Here is a 20,476-nt window from a genome sequence, read left to right on the forward strand (position 1 = left end):
GCCCGGCGGAAGACAGCCCTTGAAAACTGACGGAAAGGCCGTGGGAGGGCCTTCAGGCCCGATGCTTTCCGGTCAGATCGTGGCGATCTGAGACAAGAGCATCGGGCCTGAAGGCCCTCCCACGGAAAACAGCGGGCCTGATGAAGGCCCTGCCGCACGACGCGGCGCGGCCGAGGCCGCGCCTTGCGCTCGGCTCAGCTCGCCGCTCAGGCCGCGCCGATCTGCGCGTGCAGTTCCTGCAGCGACCACACCGGGCCCTGGCCGCGGTAGTCGAGCGAGTTGACCAGCGCGCGCGCGCCCGACACGGTGGTCGAGTAGGTCACGCGCTGCTGCAGGGCCTCGCGGCGGATCGAGAACGAATCCGAGATCGCCTGGCGGCCTTCGGTGGTGTTGATGATGTAGACGATCTCGCCGTTCTTGATCAGGTCGACGATGTGCGGACGGCCCTCGGTGACCTTGTTGACGACTTCGCAGGCCACGCCGTGCTCGGCGAAGAACGCCTGGGTGCCGCGGGTGGCGACCAGGCTGTAGCCGCGGCGCAGCAGTTCCTGCGCCACCGGCAGCACGCGCTGCTTGTCCGGATCGCGCACCGACACGAACACCTTGCCCACCGGCGGCGCCTTGATGCCGCCGGCCTCCTGCGCGCGCGCCATCGCCGCGCCGAAGTTCTGGCCCACGCCCATCACCTCGCCGGTGGATCGCATTTCCGGGCCGAGGATCGGGTCGACGCCCTGGAACTTGGCGAACGGGAAGATCGCTTCCTTGACCGAGTAGTAGTCCGGCACGATTTCCTCGACCGCGTCCTGCGAGGTCAGGGTCTGCCCGACCATGCAGCGCGCGGCGATCTTGGCCAGCGCCATGCCGGTGGCCTTGGACACGAACGGCACGGTGCGCGAGGCGCGCGGGTTCACTTCGATCAGGTAGATCGTCTCGTTGCCCTCGGCGTCGGTCTGGATCGCGAACTGGGTGTTCATCAGGCCGACGACCTTGAGCGCCTTGGCCAGCGCCACCACCTGCTCGCGCAGCTTTTCCTGCGTTGCCGGCGACAGCGAGTACGGCGGCAGCGAGCACGAGGAGTCGCCCGAGTGCACGCCGGCCTCTTCGATGTGCTCCATCACCCCGCCGATCAGCACCCGGCCTTCGCGGTCGGCGATGACGTCGACGTCGACTTCCACCGCGTTGTCGAGGAAGCGGTCGAGCAGCACCGGCGAATCGTTCGACACCTTGACCGCGTCGCGGATGTAGCGGGTCAGATCGGCGTCGGAGTAGACGATTTCCATCGCCCGGCCGCCGAGCACGTAGCTCGGGCGCACCACCATCGGGTAGCCGATCTGGTTGGCCAGGGCCAGCGCCTCGTCGGGGTTGCGCGCGGTGCGGTTGATCGGCTGGGCCAGGCCCAGTTCCTGCACCAGCTTCTGGAAGCGCTCGCGGTCCTCGGCCAGGTCGATGCTGTCCGGGGTGGTGCCGACGATCGGCACGCCGTTGGCTTCCAGCGCGCGCGCCAGCTTCAGCGGCGTCTGCCCGCCGTACTGCACGATCACGCCGCGGGGCTTTTCCAGGTCGGCGATCTCGAGCACGTCCTCGAGCGTCAGCGGCTCGAAGTACAGGCGGTCGGAGGTGTCGTAGTCGGTCGACACGGTCTCCGGGTTGCAGTTGACCATGATGGTTTCATAGCCGTCCTCGCGCAGCGCCAGCGCGGCATGCACGCAGCAGTAGTCGAACTCGATGCCCTGGCCGATGCGGTTGGGACCGCCGCCGAGCACGATGATCTTGTCGCGATCGGTCGGCGCGGCCTCGCACTCGTCCTCGTAGGTCGAGTACATGTAGGCGGTGGTGGTGGCGAACTCGGCGGCGCAGGAGTCCACGCGCTTGTACACCGGACGCACCTTGAGCGCGCGGCGCAGGGTGCGCACCGCGGTCTCGTCGGTGCCGGTGAGCTGGGCCAGGCGCGCGTCGGAGAAGCCCATGCGCTTGAGCGCGCGCATGCGCGCGGCGTCGAGCGCGGCCAGGCCGCCGTCGGCCACTTCGCGCTCGGTCGCGATCAGTTCCTCGATCTGGTCGAGGAACCACGGATCGACGAACGACAGCGCGTGCACGTCCTCGACGCTGAGACCGGCGCGGAAGGCGTCGCCGATGTGGAACATGCGCTCCGGGCCCGGCTCCTTGAGCTCGCGCTTGAGCACGGCCAGGTCGGCGTCGCTGGACAGGTCCAGGCCGGTCGGGTCGAGTCCGACCTTGCCGGTCTCCAGCCCGCGCAGCGCCTTGTGCAGCGATTCCTGGAAGGTGCGGCCCATCGCCATCACCTCGCCGACCGACTTCATCTGCGTAGTCAGGCGCGCGTCGGCCTGCGGGAACTTCTCGAACGCGAAGCGCGGGATCTTGGTCACCACGTAATCGATGCTCGGTTCGAACGAGGCCGGGGTGGCGCCGCCGGTGATCTCGTTGCGCAGCTCGTCGAGGGTGTAACCGACCGCGAGCTTGGCGGCGATCTTGGCGATCGGGAAACCGGTCGCCTTCGACGCCAGCGCCGAGGAGCGCGACACGCGCGGATTCATTTCGATGACGACCACGCGGCCGTTCTGCGCGTTGATGCCGAACTGCACGTTGGAGCCGCCGGTGTCGACGCCGATCTTGCGCAGCACCGCGATCGAGGCGTCGCGCAGGCGCTGGTATTCCTTGTCGGTCAGGGTCTGCGCCGGGGCGACGGTGATCGAGTCGCCGGTGTGCACGCCCATCGCGTCGAAGTTCTCGATCGAGCAGACGATGATGCAGTTGTCCGCGGTGTCGCGGACCACTTCCATCTCGAATTCCTTCCAGCCCAGCACCGATTCCTCGACCAGGATCTCGTGCACGGGCGAGAGCTCGAGGCCGCGCTTGGCGATCTCCTCGAACTCTTCCTTGTTGTAGGCGATGCCGCCGCCGGTGCCGCCGAGGGTGAAGCTGGGGCGGATGATGGTCGGGTAGCCGACCCGGGTCTGGATGTCGACCGCCTGCTCGAAGCTGCGCGCGACTTCGGCCTTCGGGCACTCCAGGCCGATCTCGCTCATCGCCACGCGGAACAGCTCGCGGTCTTCGGCCATGCGGATCGCGTCGCGCTTGGCGCCGATCAGCTCGACGTCGTACTTCTCCAGCACGCCGTTGTCGGCCAGGTCGAGCGCGCAGTTCAGCGCGGTCTGGCCGCCCATGGTCGGCAGCAGCGCGTCGGGCCTTTCCTTGGCGATGATCTTCTCGACCGTCTGCCAGTTGATCGGCTCGATGTACACGGCGTCGGCCATGTTCGGGTCGGTCATGATCGTGGCCGGATTGGAGTTGACCAGGACCACGCGGTAGCCCTCGTCGCGCAGCGCCTTGCACGCCTGCGCGCCGGAGTAGTCGAACTCGCAGGCCTGGCCGATCACGATCGGGCCGGCGCCGATGATCAGGACGGTTTTGATGTCGGTACGCTTGGGCATGAGGTCCTCAGTAAAGTCGGTCCTGCCACGTCTCGGGGGCGCGCCAGGTGATTTGCTCGGGCGATCGTGCATCGATCGCGCCGTGGTCGACCGCGGCGCGAACCTCGCGCTGCATCGCGGTCCAGGTCGAAGCGGCGGCGCCGATGCGCGCGCCGATCGCGTTGTTGTGGGCGTCCATGGCCCGGCTCGGGTTGCCTTCGCCGCCGCGCTCCATCACCTTCGTCACCCAGTCCACGCAGACCGGCGACGAGGTGTAGGCGACGACCGCGCTGGCCAGGCTGTGGCGGTACGCATCGCCCGGGCCGTTGCGTCCGCCGGGCAGGTTCGCGGGGAACCACTGCGAGTACACCGCGATCAGCACGAACGCGGGGTACGCGCCGAGCAGCGCCAGCATCGCCAGCGCGCGCAGACGCCAGCGGCGTCGGCGCGCGGGTTGGCCGGCGGCGGCCGTCACGACAGCTTCATCATCTCGACGCCGCAGCGCGCGATGCTCTGCTTGCGCAGGCGCTGCTTGACCGCCTCCGGCGGCTCGGAATCCGGCACTGCCTTGCGCAGGGCGTCCGCCGCGGGACTGGACAGGTAGGCTTCCAGTTCCTTCTGCTCCGACGACGACAAGGTCTTGAAGAATTTCGGCAGCCCCGGATCGGGCTGGGCATCGCCCGGCGCCCGGCTCGCCTGGTCGCGACGCTGATAGGACACGAACTTGCGTCCCGCCGAAGTCGTGGAGAAACGCATGAACTCCTCGACATAGGCGGCCTCGCCGATGCTGGCGGCCATGCTGCGGCGCATCGCCGCCAGCATTTCCGGCTTCAACAGGCCTTCGACGCACGCCTTCTGCTGCTGCGTGTAGCGGCTGTACTTCGGGTGCTGGGTGAAGTACATGGCGAACACGCGGTCGACCGCCGCATTCAGGCCTATCGTTTCCAACAGGCGTCCGGTCTGGACGTCGCCGGGCGGTTCGGCCGCGGACGGGGCCGAAGCCAGCGTCAGGGCGGTCGCCGTCAGGATCGCGACGAGCGATCGCTTCATGCACGCGCCTCCATCGAGGCGACGAAACGGTCGAACAGCGGCGACACATCGTGCGGGCCCGGGCTGGCTTCCGGGTGGCCCTGGAAGCTGAAGGCCGGCGCGTCGGTCAGCGCGATGCCCTGGTTGCTGCCGTCGAACAGCGAGCGGTGGGTTACGCGCACGTTGGCCGGCAGCGAGCTTTCATCGACCGCGAAGCCGTGGTTCTGCGAGGTGATCATGACCCGGCCGGAATCGAGATCCTGCACCGGATGATTCGCGCCGTGGTGGCCGAACTTCATCTTCAAGGTCTTGGCGCCCGAAGCCAGGCCGAGCAGCTGATGGCCAAGGCAGATGCCGAAGGTCGGGATCTTCTGGGCGATGAACTGCTTGATGGCCGCGATCGCGTAGTCGCACGGTTCCGGATCGCCCGGGCCGTTGGACAGGAACACGCCGTCGGGCTTCAGCGCCAGCACGTCCGCGGCCGAGGTCTGCGCCGGCACCACGGTGATGCGGCAGCCGCGCTCGGCGAGCATGCGCAGGATGTTGAGCTTGACGCCGAAGTCGTAGGCGACGACGTGGAAGCGCGGCTGCGCGTTGACGAAGGCGTTGCGGTCGAGGTCGAGCTGGCCTTCGGTCCACTCGTAGCGCTCGCGCGTGCAGACTTCCTTGGCCAGGTCCATGCCCTTGAGGCCGGGGAACTTGCGCGCGGCTTCGATGGCCTTCTCGACATCAAGACGCTCACCAGGAGCAGCGCCGGCCATCAGCGCGCCGTTCTGCGCGCCGGTATCGCGCAGCAGGCGGGTCAGCTTGCGCGTGTCGATGTCGGCGATGGCGACCACGCCGCGATCGGACAGCCACTGCGGCAGGGCGATCTGGCTGCGCCAGTTGCTGGGGCGGCGCGGCACGTCGCGCACGATCAGGCCGCTGGCCCAGACCTGGCGGGTTTCGTCGTCCTGGTCGGTCGCGCCGGTGTTGCCGACGTGCGGATAGGTCAGGGTCACCAACTGGCGCGCATACGACGGGTCGGTGAGGATTTCCTGGTAGCCGGTGATGGCGGTGTTGAATACGACTTCGCCGACGCTGAGGCCGGGCGCGCCTACGGAAACGCCCTCGAACACGGTGCCGTCTTCGAGAGCGAGGATTGCGGGTTGGGTCACGGGGGTCGCCTTGGCTGCCGGAGGAACTGATCCCGTTGCGGCTACGGCAAAACGCAGTTGCAGCAAAGCGCGGACGCGGTGCTGGACCGGTCCGGCGTTGGGATTCAGGCGAGCCGGAATTCTATCTGCGATGGGCCCCGGACGCCAGTATTAATGTGGCCGGGAGATGACGATGCGGCGGGGGCGGCGGCGCGGTTGGCTGAACGGAATCGGGCGCGGCGGGGCTGGATTGGCTGAACGCAGCGCGCGGGGTGGCGCCTGAATCGGGCGGGCGCGGCGGCGGGTGGGTTCGCGGTCGCGGCTTGCGCCGCTCCTACAGGGGCTCCGGCCAGATTTGTTTGCGGTTGTAGGAGCGGCGCAAGCCGCGACCGCGAACCCGCGCCGCCCGGCGCACCGCCCTACCCGGCCGAACCGCCTACAAATTCGGAAACATCAACTCCGCCAGCCCGTACCGCCCCGGCGCCTGCTGCGCCACCCGCACCGCCGCCTCCAGCGCGCCGCGGGCGAAGATGTCACGGTTGCTGGCGCGGTGGATCAGCTCCAGCCGTTCGCCGGCCGCGGCGAACTGCACGGTGTGCTCGCCGACGATGTCGCCGGCGCGCAGGCTGGCGTAATGCGGCTCGCTGCCGCGGCCGATCGCCACCGCCGCGCCCAGGTGCAGCGCGGTGCCCGAGGGCGCGTCGAGCTTGCGGGTGTGGTGGGCCTCGACCACGTCGCAGTCCCAGCCCGGCAGCGCCGCGGCGGCGCGGCGCACCAGTTCGGTCAGCACCGCCACGCCGAGGCTGTAGTTGGCCGCCCAGACCACGGCGATGCCGGCCGCGGCGTCGTTGATCGCCGCGTTCTGCGCCGAGGACAGCCCGGTGGTGCCCGACACCAGCGCCTTGCCGCGCGCCGCGCACAGCGCCAGCACCGGGTCGAAGCCGTCGGGCAGGCTGAAGTCGACGGCGACGTCGAAATCCGGCGCGCCGCCCAGTTCGGCGGCGGCGAACTGCGGCACCTCGTCTTTCACCCGCTGCGCCGGTTGCGAGCGCGAATAGGCGGCGACCACGCGCACATCGTCGCGCTCGCGCGCCAGCCGCAGCAGGGCCTGGCCCATGCGCCCGCTGGCGCCGTGGATCAGGAGTCGGATCGGGGTCTTGGCGGTGTCGTTCATGGGCGCAGGCTAAGGCCGCGCCTGCCGCTGCACAAGCATTGTCGCGCCGACTGCGCGCGGACGCGCCACAGCCGGCGACTGAACGACGCGCGGGCCGCCGATCTGCGGCCCGCGCTTGAAGCGGGCAACGCCGACGCGGTTACTGATAAACCACCTGCGCCTTCAGATTCGGCAACACCTTGCTCGCGAATTCCGAATAGCCGCGGTTGTATTCGCCGCTGCACACCGGCCCGACGGAAACGTCTTCGATCACGCGGTGCGCGTGCAGCACATTGCCTTCCAGGCGATAGCTGGCCTCATAGCGCGAGCCGTTGGATTCGAGTTTCAGGTCCTGCGGCTTGGCCAGCACCTTGACGCTCTTGGGGAACTCGATCCGGTAGGTTTCTTCCGACCGCCCGCCGATGCACAGGCCTTCGCCTTCGTCCTCGATCTGCGCCACCGAACCGCTGCCGACCAGCGCGGCGACCGGCAGGGGCGTGGTGAAGAACGCGCCCAGGGCGAACGCGCCGGGCATCGGCACCACCTGCTTGGCCTCGATATCGACCTGGAAATTGTGGCGGCTGCGCAGCGGCTTGGGATCGTCCTGGCGGAAACTGCCGATGGCCTGGATGCCGCCGCTCTCGTAGACCTTCTTGACCAGCTCGGCGGCGTCCTTGTCGCTGAGGTCGCGCAGCCCGGCGCGGAACTCCATCGCCGGCTGGCCCGCGAGCTCGACCGTCATCGAGCCCTTGATGCTGCCGTCCTCGGCCACCGTCAGCTCGGTCTTCATGCTCTGGCGGTTGGCCAGCCTGGCCGGCGCCGGGGTGCGCGCCGGCAGGTCCGGACGGTCGACGCGCAGCACCGGCTTGCCGGCCACGCTCCACGGCAGCTCGCCGAAGGCGACGCCCTTGGCGGTGGCGTCCAGGTACAGGTCCAGGCCCGGCAGGTAGTTGAGGACGTGGTTGACCGCCGAGGCCACCGGCACCGGCGCCAGCGTGTAGCCGGTGCCGGAGTTGATCAGCGCCTGGGTCGCCTCGATGCCCTTGGCCGCGAGCAGCGCCTCCAGCAGGGTCGCGTGGTCCTTGCAGTCGCCGATGCGGTTGTCGAGCACGAAGTCCTGGTCGCGCGGCACCACCGCGCCCAGGCCGATGCAGTTGCCGGCGTAATTGATGTTCAGCGACACCCATTCGTACAGGGCCTGGGCGACCTCGCGCGGCTCGGTCTTGCCGGCGGCGATCTCGTCGGCGAGCTTGCGCACGCGCTCGGTCGGCACCGCCTTGGGCAGCGCGCGCTCGCCGTAGACGCGGGCGATGTCGCCGTAGCTGGCGAAGGTGGAGACCGAGGCGCCGTTGGTGCGGGTCAGGTCGAACGGCGGCGTGGTGCGCAGTCCGGCCTTGCGCGGCTGGCGGTTGCTGAAGCTCCACTCGACGATGCGGCGGTCGCCGACGACCTCGTCGCGCACGCTCTTGAGGCGGCCGTAGGCCTCCTTGCGGATCTTCATCGACGCCGGCAGGTCGTACTTGAGCGTGAGGTCGCCCATGTAGGCGTAGTCGCTGAAGCTGCTGGTGTCGGAGAACTGGCCTTCGAACATCGGCTGCTTGCCGACCAGGCGGTAGTTCAGCACCACGGTGTCGCCGACGGCGAGGTCGGGAAACACCAGCCGGGTGGTGGCGATGTCGGAGAACGCCGGGCCGCCGTTGCCGCGGCCCTGGTTGGTCAGCACCTGGTAGTTGGACTTGGGCACCGCGATGCGGCGGCCGTCGGGCTTGAGCGTGTAGGCCTCGACCACGTCGAGGGTCTGCAGGCTGGCGCTGTAGCCGATCCCGGCGTACTTGGCTTCTTCGACCGCCGCCTCGCGCAGCACCTTCAGCGCCGACTCGCGCTGTTCGGTGTAGGTGCCGTCGGGTTGCACGGTGTAGGTGTAGTGCAGGCGCTCCACGCGCGCGGGCTGCTCGTCGGCGGAGTCGGCGGCGCCCTGCGCGGCCGCGCCCTGAGCGGCCGCACTCCGGGCGGCAGGCTTCTGCGCGGACGACGGCTGGGCGAACGCGGCCTGGGCGGCGAGCGCCGCGGCCAGCGCCAGAGACAGTGCGGCCCAACGCCGCGGCATGACGATGCGCATCCTTTCTTTCCTCCGAATCCTTGGATCGACCTGGGCCCGGCGCCGCCTCGGCGCCGGTCGCGGTTTTCTATCACATCGCTGCGGCGGCTGTGCGCGGGCGCAAACGAAAAAGCAGCCGAAGCTGCTTTTTGTTTGTAATTTCCATCGGAACCGATGCGCTGCGACGAGGCCGCTCAGGACGCGAGCGCGTCGCCCCTCGACCGTTGGAAGCCGGCGCCGCCGTCGCCGTCAGGCGATTCCGACGTCGCCATCCGGGGCGGCCCCGGCCGCGCAAGCTGCGCGCACCGCCGCCCGGCGCCGTCACTTGCGCGCCTTCGCGTCGTGCAGCCACTGCGCCAATTCGAAGTCGATCCGGAGCGTGTACTCCTGCTTTACCGCCGTGCCCGCGTCCTGCGCCGGCCGCCAGGGCGGCATGTTCCGCACCAGCCGCGTCGCTTCCGCGCCGCAGCCGCCGCCGATGTCGCGCAGGAGATTGACGTTCTTGAGCGTCCCGTCGACATCGACGTCGAACCTCACGACCACCACGCCTTGCGTTCGGTCTTTCCGCGCCTGACTGGGGTATTGCAGATTTTCCCTGAGATAGGCCCTGAGCGCGGCCTCGCCTCCGGGAAACTCGGGCGGCGCGATCGCACGAAACGCAGGCGCGGGCTGCGGTTCGACCGGCGGCCGCTGCGCACCCGGGGCCGGCGCGCTCCCCGGCGCCGGCACGCTCCCCGGCGTCGGCGGTTCGACCAGTTCCACCCGTACGACGGGCTCGCGCTCCTGCGCGTCGGCGTCGCCCGCGCGCGCCTTGTCTTGCGCGGCGGCAGCGCCGAAGCACAGGCACAGCAGCGACAACCCCCCAGTTTTCGCGAGCCTTCCGTTTCTCATCGTTGGTCCCTTGTCGGTCGTCGAAGCCGAACACCGTCGGCGGTCTGCGGCAATCCTCGCCGATTCTGCGTCCTTGCCGCCGACACCGGCCTGGGCAAGGGTCACGATAATCGTTGTCTGTGCTCGCCGCATGCGAAAAGGCCCCGACCGTGAGGTCGAGGCCTTCGTTGCGCGAAGCGAAGCGTTACCGCTGCGCCGAGTTCACGAGGTCATCCGATCCCAAAACCCCTTGACCCCGTCGAGGAAGGTCGACGAACGCGGCGAATGCTTGCGCGCGCCCTCGCCGACGAAGGTGGCCTCGAACTTTTCCAGCAGATCGCGCTGCTCGGGGGTGAGGTTGACCGGGGTTTCCACCGCCACGCGGCAATACAGATCGCCGGGCTTGCGGCTGCGCACCGACTTGACGCCCTTGTCGCGCAGGCGGAATAGCTTGCCGCTCTGGGTCTCGGCCGGGATGCGCAGCTCGACTTCGCCGCCGAGCGTGGGCACCCGCACGATGTCGCCGAGCGCCGCCTGGGAGATGCGGATCGGCACTTCGCAATGCAGGTCGTCGCCGTCGCGCTGGAAGATCTCGTGCTCGCGCACGCGCACTTCCACGTACAGATCGCCCGGCGGCGAACCGGTCGGGCCGGCTTCGCCTTCGCCGGTCAGGCGGATGCGGTCGCCGTTGTCGACGCCGGCGGGAATCTTGACCTGCAAGGTCTTGGTCCGCTCGACCCGGCCCTGCCCGTGGCAGTCGCCGCACGGGTTGGCGATGGTCTGGCCGCGCCCGTTGCAGTGCGGGCAGGCCTGCTGCATCGAGAAAATGCCGCGCTGGAACCGCACCTGGCCGCGGCCGTTGCAGGTGGTGCAGGTTTCGATCTTGCCGTCGGCCGAGCCCGAGCCCTTGCAGCTCTCGCACTCGTCCAGGGTCGGGATTTCGATCTGCTTCTCGACCCCGCCGACCGCCTCTTCCAGCGACAGCTCCATCACGTAGCCGATGTCGGCGCCGCGGCGCGGGCCGCGCGCGCCGCCGCCTGCGCCGCCGCCGAAGATGTTGCCGAAAATGTCGCCGAAGATGTCGCCCATGTCGGCGAAGCCGGGGCCGGGCCCGCCACCGCCGCCCATGCCGTGTTCGAACGCGGCGTGGCCGTGCTGGTCGTACACGCGGCGCTTGGACGCGTCGGACAGGACCTCGTAGGCCTCCTTGCACTCCTTGAACGAGGCCTCGGCCGCCTTGTCGCCGGGATTGCGGTCCGGGTGGAACTTCATCGCGCAGCGGCGATAGGCCTTCTTCAGGTCGTCGTCGCTGGCGTTGCGTTGCACGCCCAGCACTTCGTAGTAGTCGCGTTTGCTCATCGGCGGAGATCAGGAGTCAAGAGTCGGGAACCAAGAGTGGAAATCGTTGCATCGAAGCTGCGAATACGAGAACGGGGAACCGGGGGTGCGACAGGCCGCGATCGAGCCGCGCCTGCCCTTCCCGATTCCCCATTCCCTGTTCCCGCTCTTACTTCTTGTCGTCCTTCACTTCGGTGAATTCCGCATCGACCACGTCGTCGGACTTGGCCGAGGCGCCGGCGTCGCCGGCCGCAGCGTCGTCGCCCGGCTGGCCGGCGCTGGCGGCGGCGAGCACCGACTGCGCGGCTTCTTCCAGCGCGCGCGACTTGGCCTCGATCTGGCCCTTGTCGTCGCCCTTCATCGCGGTCTCCAGCTCGGCGATCGCCGCCTCGGCGCGGCCGATGGCCTCGCCCGGGATCTTCTCGCCGTGCTCCTTGATCGCGCTGCGGGTGCTGTGGATCAGCGCGTCGGCGTGGTTGCGCGCCTGCACCAGCTCGTGGAACTTCTGGTCTTCCTCGCGGTTGGCTTCCGCGTCGGCGACCATCTTGGCGATCTCTTCCTCGGACAGGCCCGAACCGGCCTTGATCTCGACCTTCTGTTCCTTGTTGGTCTTCTTGTCCTTGGCGCTGACGTGCAGGATGCCGTTGGCGTCGATGTCGAACGACACTTCCACCTGCGGCATGCCGCGCGGCGCCGGCTCGATGCCGGACAGGTCGAAGCGGGCCAGCGACTTGTTGAAGCGGGCCTGCTCGCGCTCGCCCTGCAGCACGTGCACGGTCACGGCCGACTGGTTGTCCTCGGCGGTGGAGAAGGTCTGCGAGGCCTTGGTCGGGACGGTGGTGTTCTTCTCGATGATCTTGGTGAACACGCCGCCCAGGGTTTCGATGCCCAGGCTCAGCGGGGTCACGTCGAGCAGCAGCACGTCCTTGACCTCGCCGGCCAGCACGCCGCCCTGGATCGCCGCGCCGACGGCGACGGCTTCGTCCGGGTTGACGTCCTTGCGCGGTTCCTTGCCGAAGAACTCGGCCACCGCCTGCCCAACCTTCGGCATGCGGGTCTGGCCGCCGACCAGGATCACTTCGCTGATGTCGCTGGCGCGCAGGCCGGCGTCGTTGAGCGCGATGCGGCACGGCTCGATGGTCTTCTTGATCAGGTCCTCGACCAGCGATTCGAGCTTGGCCCGGGTCAGCTTGATGTTGAGGTGCTTCGGGCCCGAGGCGTCGGCGGTGACGTAAGGCAGGTTGACTTCGGTCTGCTGCGAGGACGACAGCTCGATCTTGGCGCGCTCGGCGGCGTCCTTCAGGCGCTGCAGGGCGAGCGGATCCTTGCGCAGGTCGATGCCCTGGTCCTTGTTGAACTCGTCGACCAAATAGTCGATGACGCGCTTGTCGAAGTCTTCGCCGCCGAGGAAGGTGTCGCCGTTGGTCGACAGCACTTCGACCTGCATTTCGCCGTCGACGGATGCGATCTCGATGATCGACACGTCGAAGGTGCCGCCGCCGAGGTCGTACACGGCCACCTTGCGGTCGCCGCCCTTCTTGTCCATGCCGTAGGCCAGCGCGGCCGCGGTCGGCTCGTTGATGATGCGCTTGACTTCCAGGCCGGCGATCTTGCCGGCGTCCTTGGTCGCCTGGCGCTGGCTGTCGTTGAAGTAGGCCGGCACGGTGATCACGGCCTCGGTGACCGGCTCGCCCAGGTAGGCTTCGGCGGTCTTCTTCATCTTGCCCAGCACTTCGGCCGAGATCTGCTGCGGCGCCATCTTCTTGCCGTCGGCGGTCTGCACCCAGGCGTCGCCGTTGTCGTGCGGGACGATCGCGTAGGGCACCAGGCCCAGGTCCTTCTGCACTTCGGCGTCGGTCATCTTGCGGCCGATCAGGCGCTTGACCGCGTAGAAGGTGTTCTTCGGGTTGGTCACCGCCTGGCGCTTGGCCGAGGCGCCGACCAGGACTTCGCTGTCCTTGGTGAAGGCGACGATGGACGGCGTGGTGCGGTCGCCTTCCGAATTCTCGATGACCTTGGCCTTGCCGCCCTCCATGATGGCGACGCAGGAATTGGTCGTGCCCAGGTCGATGCCGATGATCTTGCCCATAGGTGGTGCTCCCTCTCTCAATGCTGGAATGTGGGGGCGGCGCGGAACGCTGCGGGCCGCCGATGTTCGCTATTTGGGGCCCGGTGCCGGGCAGTTCAAGCGCCCGTGCCCTGCCCCTGATCGGTTCGAAAACGCTCGCTCAGGCCCGGTTGCGCACGCCGTTCGCGCGGCCCCCGCCGCGGCGCGCGCCGGGCCCGCCGGCTCAGTCCTGGGCGACCACGACCAGGGCCGGGCGCAGCAGGCGCTCGTTGAGCAGCCAGCCCTTCTGGTAGACCTGGACCACATGGTTCGGCGCCACGCCCGCGGCCGGCACCATGCTCATGGCCTGGTGGTGCTCGGGGTTGAAGGGCTGGCCGGTCGGGTCGACCGCGACCAGGCCGTTGTCGCCGGCGACCTTGAGCAACTGCTTCAGGGTCAGCTCCATGCCCTGGCGCAGCGCGCTGGCGTCGCCGCCGGCGGCGGCCAGGCCGGCTTCCAGGCTGTCGATCACCGGCAGCAGGTCGCCGAGCAGGCGTTCGTTGGCGAACTTGCGCGCCATCTCGATATCGCGGGCCACGCGCTTGCGCTGGTTGTCGAGCTCGGCGCGCTCGCGCAGCGAGTCCTCGCGCAGCTTGGTCAGTTCGGCGCGCAGCGCCTCGACCTCGGACGGGCCGGTGCCGGCCGGGTCCTGGGGGTCGAGGTTCAGATCGGGGTTCGGGTCGTGTTGAGTCATGCTGGTTCCTTGCGGTCGTCCGCGACAGGGCCAGCTATGGGGCCGTGGCCACGGCATTCAAGTGGCGGGCGCCGTACAACGGCCGCGATCTGCGCCGATCGTGCGGGATCGGCGTGCAGCGTCGGGGTTCGGGCACGGTTTTGGGACAATCGGAGCGGGGCTGGCCCTTGTAGGAGGGCCTTCAGGCCCGATGCCTTCCGGCCAGATCGCGGCAATCGGGCCGGAAGGCATCGGGCCTGAAGGCCCTCCTACACCGAACTTCGGGCTACTCGCCCTCGCCGGCGTGGAACGCGTCGCCGAGCGCATCGGCGGCCGCCTGCACCACCGGGATCACCCGGTCGTAGGCCATCCGGGTCGGCCCGATCACCCCGAGCACGCCGAGCACGCGCCCGCCCGAGGTGTAGGGCGCGGTCACCAGCGACACGCCTTCCAGCGGCGCCAGCCCGGTTTCCTCGCCGATGAAGATGCGCAGGCCTGGCGCGCTGACGGTGCGTTCGAGCAGTTGCAGGATCTCGCGCTTGCGGGCGAAAGCCTCGAACAGCTCGCGCAGGCGGTCCAGGTCGGCCAGTTCCTGCACGCCCATCAGCCGGGTCTGCCCGGCCAGGACCATGTCGTCGCCGTCCGGCGCCAGCGCCTGTTCGGCCAGTTCCACCGATTGCGCCAGCAGCGCCTGCATCTCCGACTGGGCGTTGCGCAGCTCCAGCAGCAAGGTGGCGCGGATCTCGGCCACGGGCCGGCCGGCGAAGTGGGCGTTGAGGTAGTTGCCGACCCGCTCCAGCTCGCCGGCCTCGAACGGGCGCCGGGTTTGAATGATGCGGTTCTGCACTTCCTGGTCGGCGAACACCAGGATCGCCAGCACCCGCTGCGCGTCCAGCGGCACGAACTCGATCCGGCGGAACGCGAACTGCTCGCGCTTGGGCACGCTGACCACGCCGACGAAGCGGGTCATCGCCGACAGCAGCTCCGAGGCGCTGCCGAGCAGGGCCTGGGTGCCGGAGCCCGACGGCAGCTCGCTGCGCAGCCGCGCCACTTCGCCGTCGGGCAGCGGCCGCACCTGCAGCAGCGAATCGACGAACAGGCGGTAGCCCTGGGCGGTGGGGATGCGCCCGGCCGAGGTGTGCGGCGCGCTGAGCAGGCCGGCCTCTTCCAGGTCCGACAGGATGTTGCGGATCGTCGCCGCGCTGACGTCGAGCCCGGCGTGCCGGGCCAGGGTCTGCGAACCGACCGGCTCGCCGCTGTGGATGTAGCGGCCGATCAGCGCGCGCAACAGCTGGCGCGCGCGCGGGTCGAGGGCGGGGTCGTTGGGGCGGCGGTTCATGGGGGCGATATATGCGCGGGGAGGGTTGGGGGCAAGCGGGGGGCGGGGTTTGGGGGTGGGAAGTGAGTAGTAGAGAGGTAGGAGGTAGGAGATAGGAGGTAGGAGCTAGGGGATAGGAGGTAGGAGTTAGAGGTAGGAGGTGGAGGTGAGAGGTTGGAAATGCAGTCTGGACGTCGGACCTCTGAGCGAAGCCGGGGGCGACCGCGCCCCCTGCCTATCGTCATCCCCGCGCAGGTGGGGATCCAGGGCTTCACCGCGGCATGAGGCTGAAGTCTCTGGATCCCCGCCTGCGCAGGGATGACGGCCGGGAAGGACCGCCATCGCTCCTTTGCTCCCAGATCAGCCCCTTGCCCGTTCGAAGCCACCCTCCGCTCAAAGCCCCTCTCCCGCTTGCGGGAGAGGGGTTGGGGTGAGGGCCGAGCCCCCGCGCACCCTCATCCGCCCCTGCGGGGCACCTTCTCCCGCCAGCGGGAGAAGGAAAAGCGAGGCGACACCCCGCTGCGCGACCGCGCGTCATCCGTCGCGATCATACTGGCGGCCCATCGCCGCACCGCCCAACCCGAAGCGTCCCGCGTCTCACCTGCTGATCCACCCTCCCCTTACGCTCGCTCACGCCGCGCGCCCATTCCCAGGCGCCGCCCCGCCCAGGCACAATCGCCGCCGCATGCTCGCCCATCTTTCGCTCAAGCAATTCGCCGTCGTCACCGCCGCCGAACTCAGCTTCGGTCCGGGTCTCACCGTCATTTCCGGCGAAACCGGCGCCGGCAAGTCGCTGCTGGTCGATGCGCTCGGCCTGCTCGGCGGCCTGCGCGCCGACAGCGGCGTGGTCCGCCACGGCGCCGATCGCGCCGAGCTGGTCGCCGATTTCACCCTCGACGACGCGCCGCTCGCCGCGGCCTGGCTGGCCGAGAACGAACTCGACGAAACCGGCGACGGCGGCGCCCCGGTCTGCCAGATCCGCCGGGTGATCCGCGCCGACGGCGGCTCGCGGGCGTGGGTCAACGGCCGGCCCGTCACCCTGAATCAGCTGACGGATCTAACCTCCCGGTTGGTCGAAATCCACGGCCAGCACGAACACCAGGCCCTGCTCACCCGCGCCAGCCAGCTCGACCTGCTCGACGCCTACGGCCGCCACGAGGCCGCGCGCGAGCCGGTCGCCGCCGCCGCGCGCGCCTGGAGCGCGCTGCTGCGCGAGCGCGACGGCCTGGTCGCTCAGGGCGACGTCTCCGACCGCATCGGCTGGCTCGAACACCAGCACGCCGAACTCGAACGCGAGGCGCTGGAACCCGACGCCATCGCCAAGCTCAACGCCGACCACCGCCGCCACGCCCACGCCGCCGGCCTGATCGCCGCCTGCGAAAGCGCGTTCGCGCGCATCGGCGGCGACGAGGGCCCGTCGCTGACCCGCACCCTGCAGCAGGTCCGCGGCGACCTGCAGCGCGTGGCCGAGCACGAGCCGCGGCTGAGCGAAGTCGACGCGATGCTCGACAACGCCGCGATCCAGATCGACGAAGCGCTGAGCCTGCTCGACCGCGTCCGCGACGACCTCGACCTGGACCCGTCCGAATTCGAACGCATCGAAGCCAAGCTCGGCCGCCTGCACGAACTGGCGCGCAAGCACCGGGTCGCGCCTGAGCAACTGGCCGCCACCCGCGACGGCGTCGGCGCCGAGCTGGAACAACTGCGCGGCGCCGGCGAGCGCCTGGACAAGCTCGACGGCGAGATCGACCAGGCGCGCAAGCGCTGGCGCCAGGCCGCCGACGCGCTCGGCCGCGCCCGCCGCGAGGCCGCCGCCTCGCTGTCGGCGCGCACCACCGAACTGATCGGCGAACTCGGCATGGGCGGCGGCCGCTTCGCGGTCGAGATCGAACCGCAGGACCAGGACCGGCCCGACCCGAACGGCGCCGAACGCGTCGAGTTCATGGTCGCCGCCAACCCCGGCCAGCCGCCGCGGCCGCTGCGCAAGGTCGCCTCCGGCGGCGAACTCTCGCGCATCTCGCTGGCGATCGAAGTGGCCGCGTTCGGCCTGGACGCGGTGCCGACGATGGTGTTCGACGAAGTCGACACCGGCATCGGCGGCGCGGTGGCCGAAATTGTCGGTCAAAAGCTGCGCGCGCTCGGCGGCAGCCGCCAGGTGCTGTGCGTGACCCACCTGGCCCAGGTCGCGGCCCAGGGCCACGCCCATTACCGCGTCGCCAAGGCCGCCAGCGAAGGCGTCACCCAGAGCGCGGTGCAGGTGCTGGAGGCCAAGCAGCGCGAGGAAGAGCTGGCGCGCATGCTCGGCGGCGTCGAGCTGACCAAGGAAGTGCGCGCGGCGGCGCGGCGGCTGTTGGCCGACGTGGTCTGAACGATGGCGCCCGCGCGTCGGCGGACGCGCGTCTGCTGACCCACCGCCGCATCGCCGCCCACAAGAAAGCCCGCTCACGCGGGCTTTTTTATCGGGATTGCGCTTTCGCCGGAACCGGGACGCCAACGCAGCGAAGACACTCCCGCTCGCCGCTGCCTTCTTTCCCCGCTCCCGCGTTACCGCTTCTTCCTCACATACAGCACCAGCGAATGCTCTTCGATCAGGTACCCGTGCTCGGCGGCGATCTTGCGCTGCAGCTCCTCGATCTCGGTGCTTTCGAATTCGATGATCTTGCCGGTGTCGATGTCGACCATGTGGTCGTGGTGGTGGCCGCGGTCGAGCTCGTAGACCGACTGGCCGGCCTCGAAGTTGTGCTTGAGCACCAGGCCGGCCGATTCGAACTGGGTCAGCACCCGGTAGACCGTGGCCAGGCCGATGTCCTCGCCCTTCTCCAGCAGCATCCGGTAGATGTCCTCCGCGGTCATGTGGCGCGGCTTGGCGCTTTCCAGCAACTCGAGGATCCGCATGCGCGGATGGGTGACCTTGAGTCCGGCGTTGCGCAGGTCCTGAGATTCCATGAGGGCGTTGTCCCTTCGATGACGTGGGCCGGTGGAACCGGCCCGGGTGGAGACCGGCTGGCCGTCGCCGCGAAGGGCGTACAGGGCGGGCGGGCCGGAATGGCGGATGAACGCGAGGGTCCGCCCCGCGCCGCGATCCGCCCTTGGTGGGGTCGCCCTTCAGTGTATCATCGGGCCCGTTGCCTTCGACTGCCGCCGACATTCCTATCCGATGCGTAAAGTCCTGCTCGTTCTCTCGCTCGCCCTGGTCACCTCCGGCTGCGGCATCATCTACAAGCAGCCCATCTACCAGGGCAACCTGCTGGAGAAGACCGCGGTCGACCAGCTCCAGGCCGGCATGAGCAAGCAGCAGGTGCAGGTGCTGATCGGCACGCCGTCGATCGAAGACCCGTTCCACCAGAACCGCTGGGACTACACCTCGACCCAGCGCGTCGACCGCCTCGGCCACACCGCGCGCAAGAACCTGACCCTGTGGTTCGAGAACGACGCCCTGACCAAGTGGGAAGGCGACTACTTCCCCGAGCAGGACAAGGAAATCGCCGCCGCCTCGGTCAAGCAGTTCGGCCGCAACCTGGCCAAGGAAAAGGACAAGAAGAAGCGCCGCTGAGGCGCGCGTCCGGTCCCGCGAAAACAGCCGCCGAAAGGCGGCTGTTTCGTTCGTGCGGGGCCTACTTGTGGGAGGGCCTTCAGGCCCGATGCTCTCGGGCCCTAGCCTGGCGAGCTGGCACAAGCGCATCGGGCCTGAAGGCCCTCCTGCAAAATCGCAGCGGCGGGCTATTTCTTCTTGAGCGGCCGCTCCTCGGCCCGGCGCCGCCGCGCTTCCTTCGGGTCGATCTGCAGCGCCCGCAGCAGCTCGACCCGGTCGCCGTCGCGCAGCACGGTCTCGGCGCCCGCGCGCACGCCGAATACGGCGTAGCCGCTGGTCTCGGCATCGTCGGCGAAGCCGGCCGCGGCGACCGCCTGGGCCAGCGTCGCGCCGGCGTCCAGTTCCAGCGTCACCGCCTCGAACCGGCGCGGCCAGGCGCGGACCACCTCGATCTTCACGCAGGCGTCCCGCCCGACGCCGGGCCGGCCCCGGCCGGGCTCGCCACCGCGGCCGCCGGCTCCGCGCCGCGATCGGCGACGCGGACGAAATCGTCGACCATGCGGTCGGCCAGGCTCTGGAAGCCCAGCGCCATCGCCGGCCCCAGCAGCTTCAGCGCCGGCTCGAACTCAAGCGTCAGCGTGACCTTGCACGCCGACTCGTCCAGCGCGTGGAACTCCCAGCGCCCGCCGAGCTTGCGGAACGGCCCGTCGACCAGCTTGAGCTCGATGTGGTGCGGCGGCGACAAGGTGTTGTGGGTGGTGAACCAGGTGCGCAGCGCGCCCAGGCCCAGATCCAGCCGCGCGACCATGTGCGCGTCGTCGGCCTCCAGCACCTGCGCGGCCTCGCACCAATCGAAGCGGCGCGGATAGGCGGCGACGTCGTTGACCAGCGCGAACATGCGCGCGGCGGAGTGTTCGACCAAGGCGGAGCGGCGGATGGTAGGCATCGTTCTCGCTAATTGGGATCGCGGCGCGGGTTTCAACCGGTCTCGCCCGGACCGCCCGCATCGGCAACGGCGCTCGCCGCCGTGAGGCGATTGTCGGCGATCGCGGGCCGGCAAGGCGACCCGGCGCCGCTCCCGCCCCGCCGGCCGGCTACTCAAACCGCCTCCGGATCGGAGACAATCGCCGCATGGCCAAGACAAACAACAAGACCGCCAAGGATAAAGGAAAGGGCGGCGCCGGCGGCACCATCGCGCAGAACAAGCGCGCCCGCCACGAATACCACCTGGAAGAGAACTTCGAGGCCGGCCTGTCCCTGCAGGGCTGGGAGCTCAAGTCGATCCGCGCCGGACGCGCCAACATCACCGACGCCTACGCGGTGGTGCTGCACGGCGAGCTCTACCTGATCGGCGCCCAGATCGTGCCGTTGATTTCCGCCTCCACCCACGTCGTCGCCGAGGAGCGCCGCAGCCGCAAGCTGCTGCTGCACCGGCGCGAGATCGACACCCTGATCGGCCGGGTCCAGCGCGACGGCTACACCGTGATTCCGACCTCGCTGTACTGGAAGGGCAACAAGGTCAAGGCCGGGCTGTCGCTGGCCAAGGGCAAGCAGAGCCACGACAAGCGCGAAGCCAGCAAGGAACGCGACTGGGAACGCGAGAAGCAGCGGGTCATGCGTCGGCATAACCGCGACGCGTGACGGCGGCTGCCGCGCGCGGCGCGGTAGCGGTGGGATATCGGCAGGCTCGGCAGCGGCGGCGCGGGAGACGCGCGCGCCGCAGCCTGGGCGTGCGCACGCCCAGGCGACAGGTTCGCGGCAACCGGGTTTCGCGGTCGCGGCTCGCGCCGC

At 69.4% G+C, this 20,476-nt stretch carries 18 protein-coding genes and 1 pseudogene; 4 read left to right on the plus strand and 15 right to left on the minus strand.

The genetic code is table 11. The features are described 5' to 3' along the window. Positions 1-206 precede the first annotated feature (206 nt). The 12 genes from carB to hrcA all read right to left on the minus strand — a co-directional run bounded on the left by carB (position 207) and on the right by hrcA (position 15,174). On the minus strand, positions 207-3,452 hold the full coding sequence (gene carB / locus A7A76_RS09070; protein WP_206410900.1) for a carbamoyl-phosphate synthase large subunit: 3,246 nt from the start codon (positions 3,450-3,452) through the stop codon (positions 207-209). Between the two features lie 7 nt (positions 3,453-3,459). Beyond that, complete coding sequence (locus A7A76_RS09075; RefSeq protein WP_206410924.1) at positions 3,460-3,846, minus strand: DUF6973 domain-containing protein; 387 nt, start codon at positions 3,844-3,846, stop codon at positions 3,460-3,462. Positions 3,847-3,902: 56 nt separating this feature from the next. Continuing rightward, positions 3,903-4,481: a hypothetical protein gene (locus A7A76_RS09080; protein WP_206410901.1), complete on the minus strand. Its 579-nt coding sequence runs from the start codon at positions 4,479-4,481 to the stop codon at positions 3,903-3,905. Beyond that, positions 4,478-5,617, minus strand: coding sequence for a glutamine-hydrolyzing carbamoyl-phosphate synthase small subunit (gene carA, locus A7A76_RS09085; protein ID WP_206410902.1), 1,140 nt, complete (start codon positions 5,615-5,617; stop codon positions 4,478-4,480). Before carA ends, A7A76_RS09080 begins: the two co-directional genes overlap by 4 nt. A gap of 415 nt (positions 5,618-6,032) precedes the next feature. Next, positions 6,033-6,770: a 4-hydroxy-tetrahydrodipicolinate reductase gene (dapB, locus tag A7A76_RS09090; protein WP_206410903.1), complete on the minus strand. Its 738-nt coding sequence runs from the start codon at positions 6,768-6,770 to the stop codon at positions 6,033-6,035. A gap of 139 nt (positions 6,771-6,909) precedes the next feature. Next, positions 6,910-8,868 carry a DUF3857 domain-containing transglutaminase family protein gene (locus A7A76_RS09095; RefSeq protein WP_206410904.1) on the minus strand — a complete coding sequence of 653 codons (1,959 nt, stop codon included), beginning with the start codon at positions 8,866-8,868 and terminating at the stop codon, positions 6,910-6,912. Positions 8,869-9,168: 300 nt separating this feature from the next. Continuing rightward, a complete protein-coding gene (locus A7A76_RS09100; protein ID WP_206410905.1) occupies positions 9,169-9,843 on the minus strand; it encodes a TonB family protein in 675 nt (224 codons plus the stop codon). A 96-nt stretch (positions 9,844-9,939) separates the two neighbouring features. Beyond that, positions 9,940-11,076, minus strand: a complete 1,137-nt coding sequence (gene dnaJ, locus A7A76_RS09105; protein ID WP_206410906.1) for a molecular chaperone DnaJ — start codon at positions 11,074-11,076, stop codon at positions 9,940-9,942. A gap of 148 nt (positions 11,077-11,224) precedes the next feature. Then, positions 11,225-13,144 (minus strand): molecular chaperone DnaK, encoded by a 1,920-nt coding sequence (gene dnaK / locus A7A76_RS09110; protein WP_206410907.1) that lies wholly within the window; start codon positions 13,142-13,144, stop codon positions 11,225-11,227. Positions 13,145-13,346: 202 nt separating this feature from the next. Further along, the gene (gene grpE, locus A7A76_RS09115; RefSeq protein WP_206410908.1) at positions 13,347-13,856 is read right to left on the minus strand and encodes a nucleotide exchange factor GrpE; all 510 of its coding nucleotides are present in this window, start codon (positions 13,854-13,856) and stop codon (positions 13,347-13,349) included. Between the two features lie 57 nt (positions 13,857-13,913). Next, the gene (locus A7A76_RS26390; RefSeq protein ID WP_428995111.1) at positions 13,914-14,162 is read right to left on the minus strand and encodes a DUF6053 domain-containing protein; all 249 of its coding nucleotides are present in this window, start codon (positions 14,160-14,162) and stop codon (positions 13,914-13,916) included. Beyond that, complete coding sequence (hrcA, locus tag A7A76_RS09120) at positions 14,122-15,174, minus strand: heat-inducible transcriptional repressor HrcA (RefSeq protein WP_206410909.1); 1,053 nt, start codon at positions 15,172-15,174, stop codon at positions 14,122-14,124. The genes A7A76_RS26390 and hrcA overlap by 41 nt, the downstream gene beginning before the upstream one ends. A gap of 664 nt (positions 15,175-15,838) precedes the next feature. Between hrcA and recN the strand changes: the two genes are divergently transcribed. After that, the gene (gene recN / locus A7A76_RS09125; protein ID WP_206410910.1) at positions 15,839-17,521 is read left to right on the plus strand and encodes a DNA repair protein RecN; all 1,683 of its coding nucleotides are present in this window, start codon (positions 15,839-15,841) and stop codon (positions 17,519-17,521) included. Between the two features lie 176 nt (positions 17,522-17,697). Here recN and fur read toward each other — a convergent pair whose 3' ends face one another. Continuing rightward, positions 17,698-18,099 (minus strand): ferric iron uptake transcriptional regulator, encoded by a 402-nt coding sequence (fur, locus tag A7A76_RS09130; RefSeq protein WP_074866743.1) that lies wholly within the window; start codon positions 18,097-18,099, stop codon positions 17,698-17,700. A 211-nt stretch (positions 18,100-18,310) separates the two neighbouring features. Here fur and A7A76_RS09135 point away from each other — a divergent pair, with 211 nt between their 5' ends. Together A7A76_RS09135 and A7A76_RS26395 are read left to right on the plus strand one after the other, a co-directional pair. Beyond that, on the plus strand, positions 18,311-18,706 hold the full coding sequence (locus A7A76_RS09135; protein ID WP_206410911.1) for an outer membrane protein assembly factor BamE: 396 nt from the start codon (positions 18,311-18,313) through the stop codon (positions 18,704-18,706). Between the two features lie 67 nt (positions 18,707-18,773). Beyond that, positions 18,774-18,887: a DUF6053 domain-containing protein gene (locus A7A76_RS26395; protein WP_428995112.1), complete on the plus strand. Its 114-nt coding sequence runs from the start codon at positions 18,774-18,776 to the stop codon at positions 18,885-18,887. Here A7A76_RS26395 and A7A76_RS09140 read toward each other — a convergent pair. Both A7A76_RS09140 and A7A76_RS09145 read right to left on the minus strand, forming a co-directional pair. Further along, entirely contained in the window at positions 18,874-19,143 is a 270-nt protein-coding gene (locus A7A76_RS09140; RefSeq protein WP_206410912.1) for an RnfH family protein, read from the minus strand. The two genes, A7A76_RS26395 and A7A76_RS09140, sit on opposite strands and share 14 nt — an antisense overlap. A gap of 65 nt (positions 19,144-19,208) precedes the next feature. Continuing rightward, positions 19,209-19,631: pseudogene (locus tag A7A76_RS09145) on the minus strand (type II toxin-antitoxin system RatA family toxin); the annotation flags it as partial. Between the two features lie 185 nt (positions 19,632-19,816). On the opposite strand from A7A76_RS09145, the gene smpB reads away from it, so the two are divergent. After that, positions 19,817-20,326, plus strand: a complete 510-nt coding sequence (gene smpB, locus A7A76_RS09150) for an SsrA-binding protein SmpB (protein WP_206410914.1) — start codon at positions 19,817-19,819, stop codon at positions 20,324-20,326. Positions 20,327-20,476: the final 150 nt, after the last annotated feature.

The sequence above is a fragment of the Lysobacter enzymogenes genome, from assembly GCF_017168095.1.
GTDB lineage: Bacteria > Pseudomonadota > Gammaproteobacteria > Xanthomonadales > Xanthomonadaceae > Lysobacter > Lysobacter enzymogenes_D.

Bases quoted from the DNA above. Each gene is read 5' to 3' on its own strand.
- hrcA (WP_206410909.1), bottom strand. From the start codon at position 15,174: ATGAACCGCCGCCCCAACGACCCCGCCCTCGACCCGCGCGCGCGCCAG.
- fur (WP_074866743.1), bottom strand. From the start codon at position 18,099: ATGGAATCTCAGGACCTGCGCAACGCCGGACTCAAGGTCACCCATCCG.
- A7A76_RS09075 (WP_206410924.1), bottom strand. From the start codon at position 3,846: ATGCTGGCGCTGCTCGGCGCGTACCCCGCGTTCGTGCTGATCGCGGTG.
- carB (WP_206410900.1), bottom strand. From the start codon at position 3,452: ATGCCCAAGCGTACCGACATCAAAACCGTCCTGATCATCGGCGCCGGC.
- grpE (WP_206410908.1), bottom strand. From the start codon at position 13,856: ATGACTCAACACGACCCGAACCCCGATCTGAACCTCGACCCCCAGGAC.
- dnaJ (WP_206410906.1), bottom strand. From the start codon at position 11,076: ATGAGCAAACGCGACTACTACGAAGTGCTGGGCGTGCAACGCAACGCC.
- A7A76_RS09095 (WP_206410904.1), bottom strand. From the start codon at position 8,868: ATGCGCATCGTCATGCCGCGGCGTTGGGCCGCACTGTCTCTGGCGCTG.
- recN (WP_206410910.1), top strand. From the start codon at position 15,839: ATGCTCGCCCATCTTTCGCTCAAGCAATTCGCCGTCGTCACCGCCGCC.
- A7A76_RS26390 (WP_428995111.1), bottom strand. From the start codon at position 14,162: ATGCGCTCGGCGACGCGTTCCACGCCGGCGAGGGCGAGTAGCCCGAAG.
- dapB (WP_206410903.1), bottom strand. From the start codon at position 6,770: ATGAACGACACCGCCAAGACCCCGATCCGACTCCTGATCCACGGCGCC.
- A7A76_RS09135 (WP_206410911.1), top strand. From the start codon at position 18,311: ATGCGTAAAGTCCTGCTCGTTCTCTCGCTCGCCCTGGTCACCTCCGGC.
- A7A76_RS09080 (WP_206410901.1), bottom strand. From the start codon at position 4,481: ATGAAGCGATCGCTCGTCGCGATCCTGACGGCGACCGCCCTGACGCTG.
- smpB (WP_206410914.1), top strand. From the start codon at position 19,817: ATGGCCAAGACAAACAACAAGACCGCCAAGGATAAAGGAAAGGGCGGC.
- dnaK (WP_206410907.1), bottom strand. From the start codon at position 13,144: ATGGGCAAGATCATCGGCATCGACCTGGGCACGACCAATTCCTGCGTC.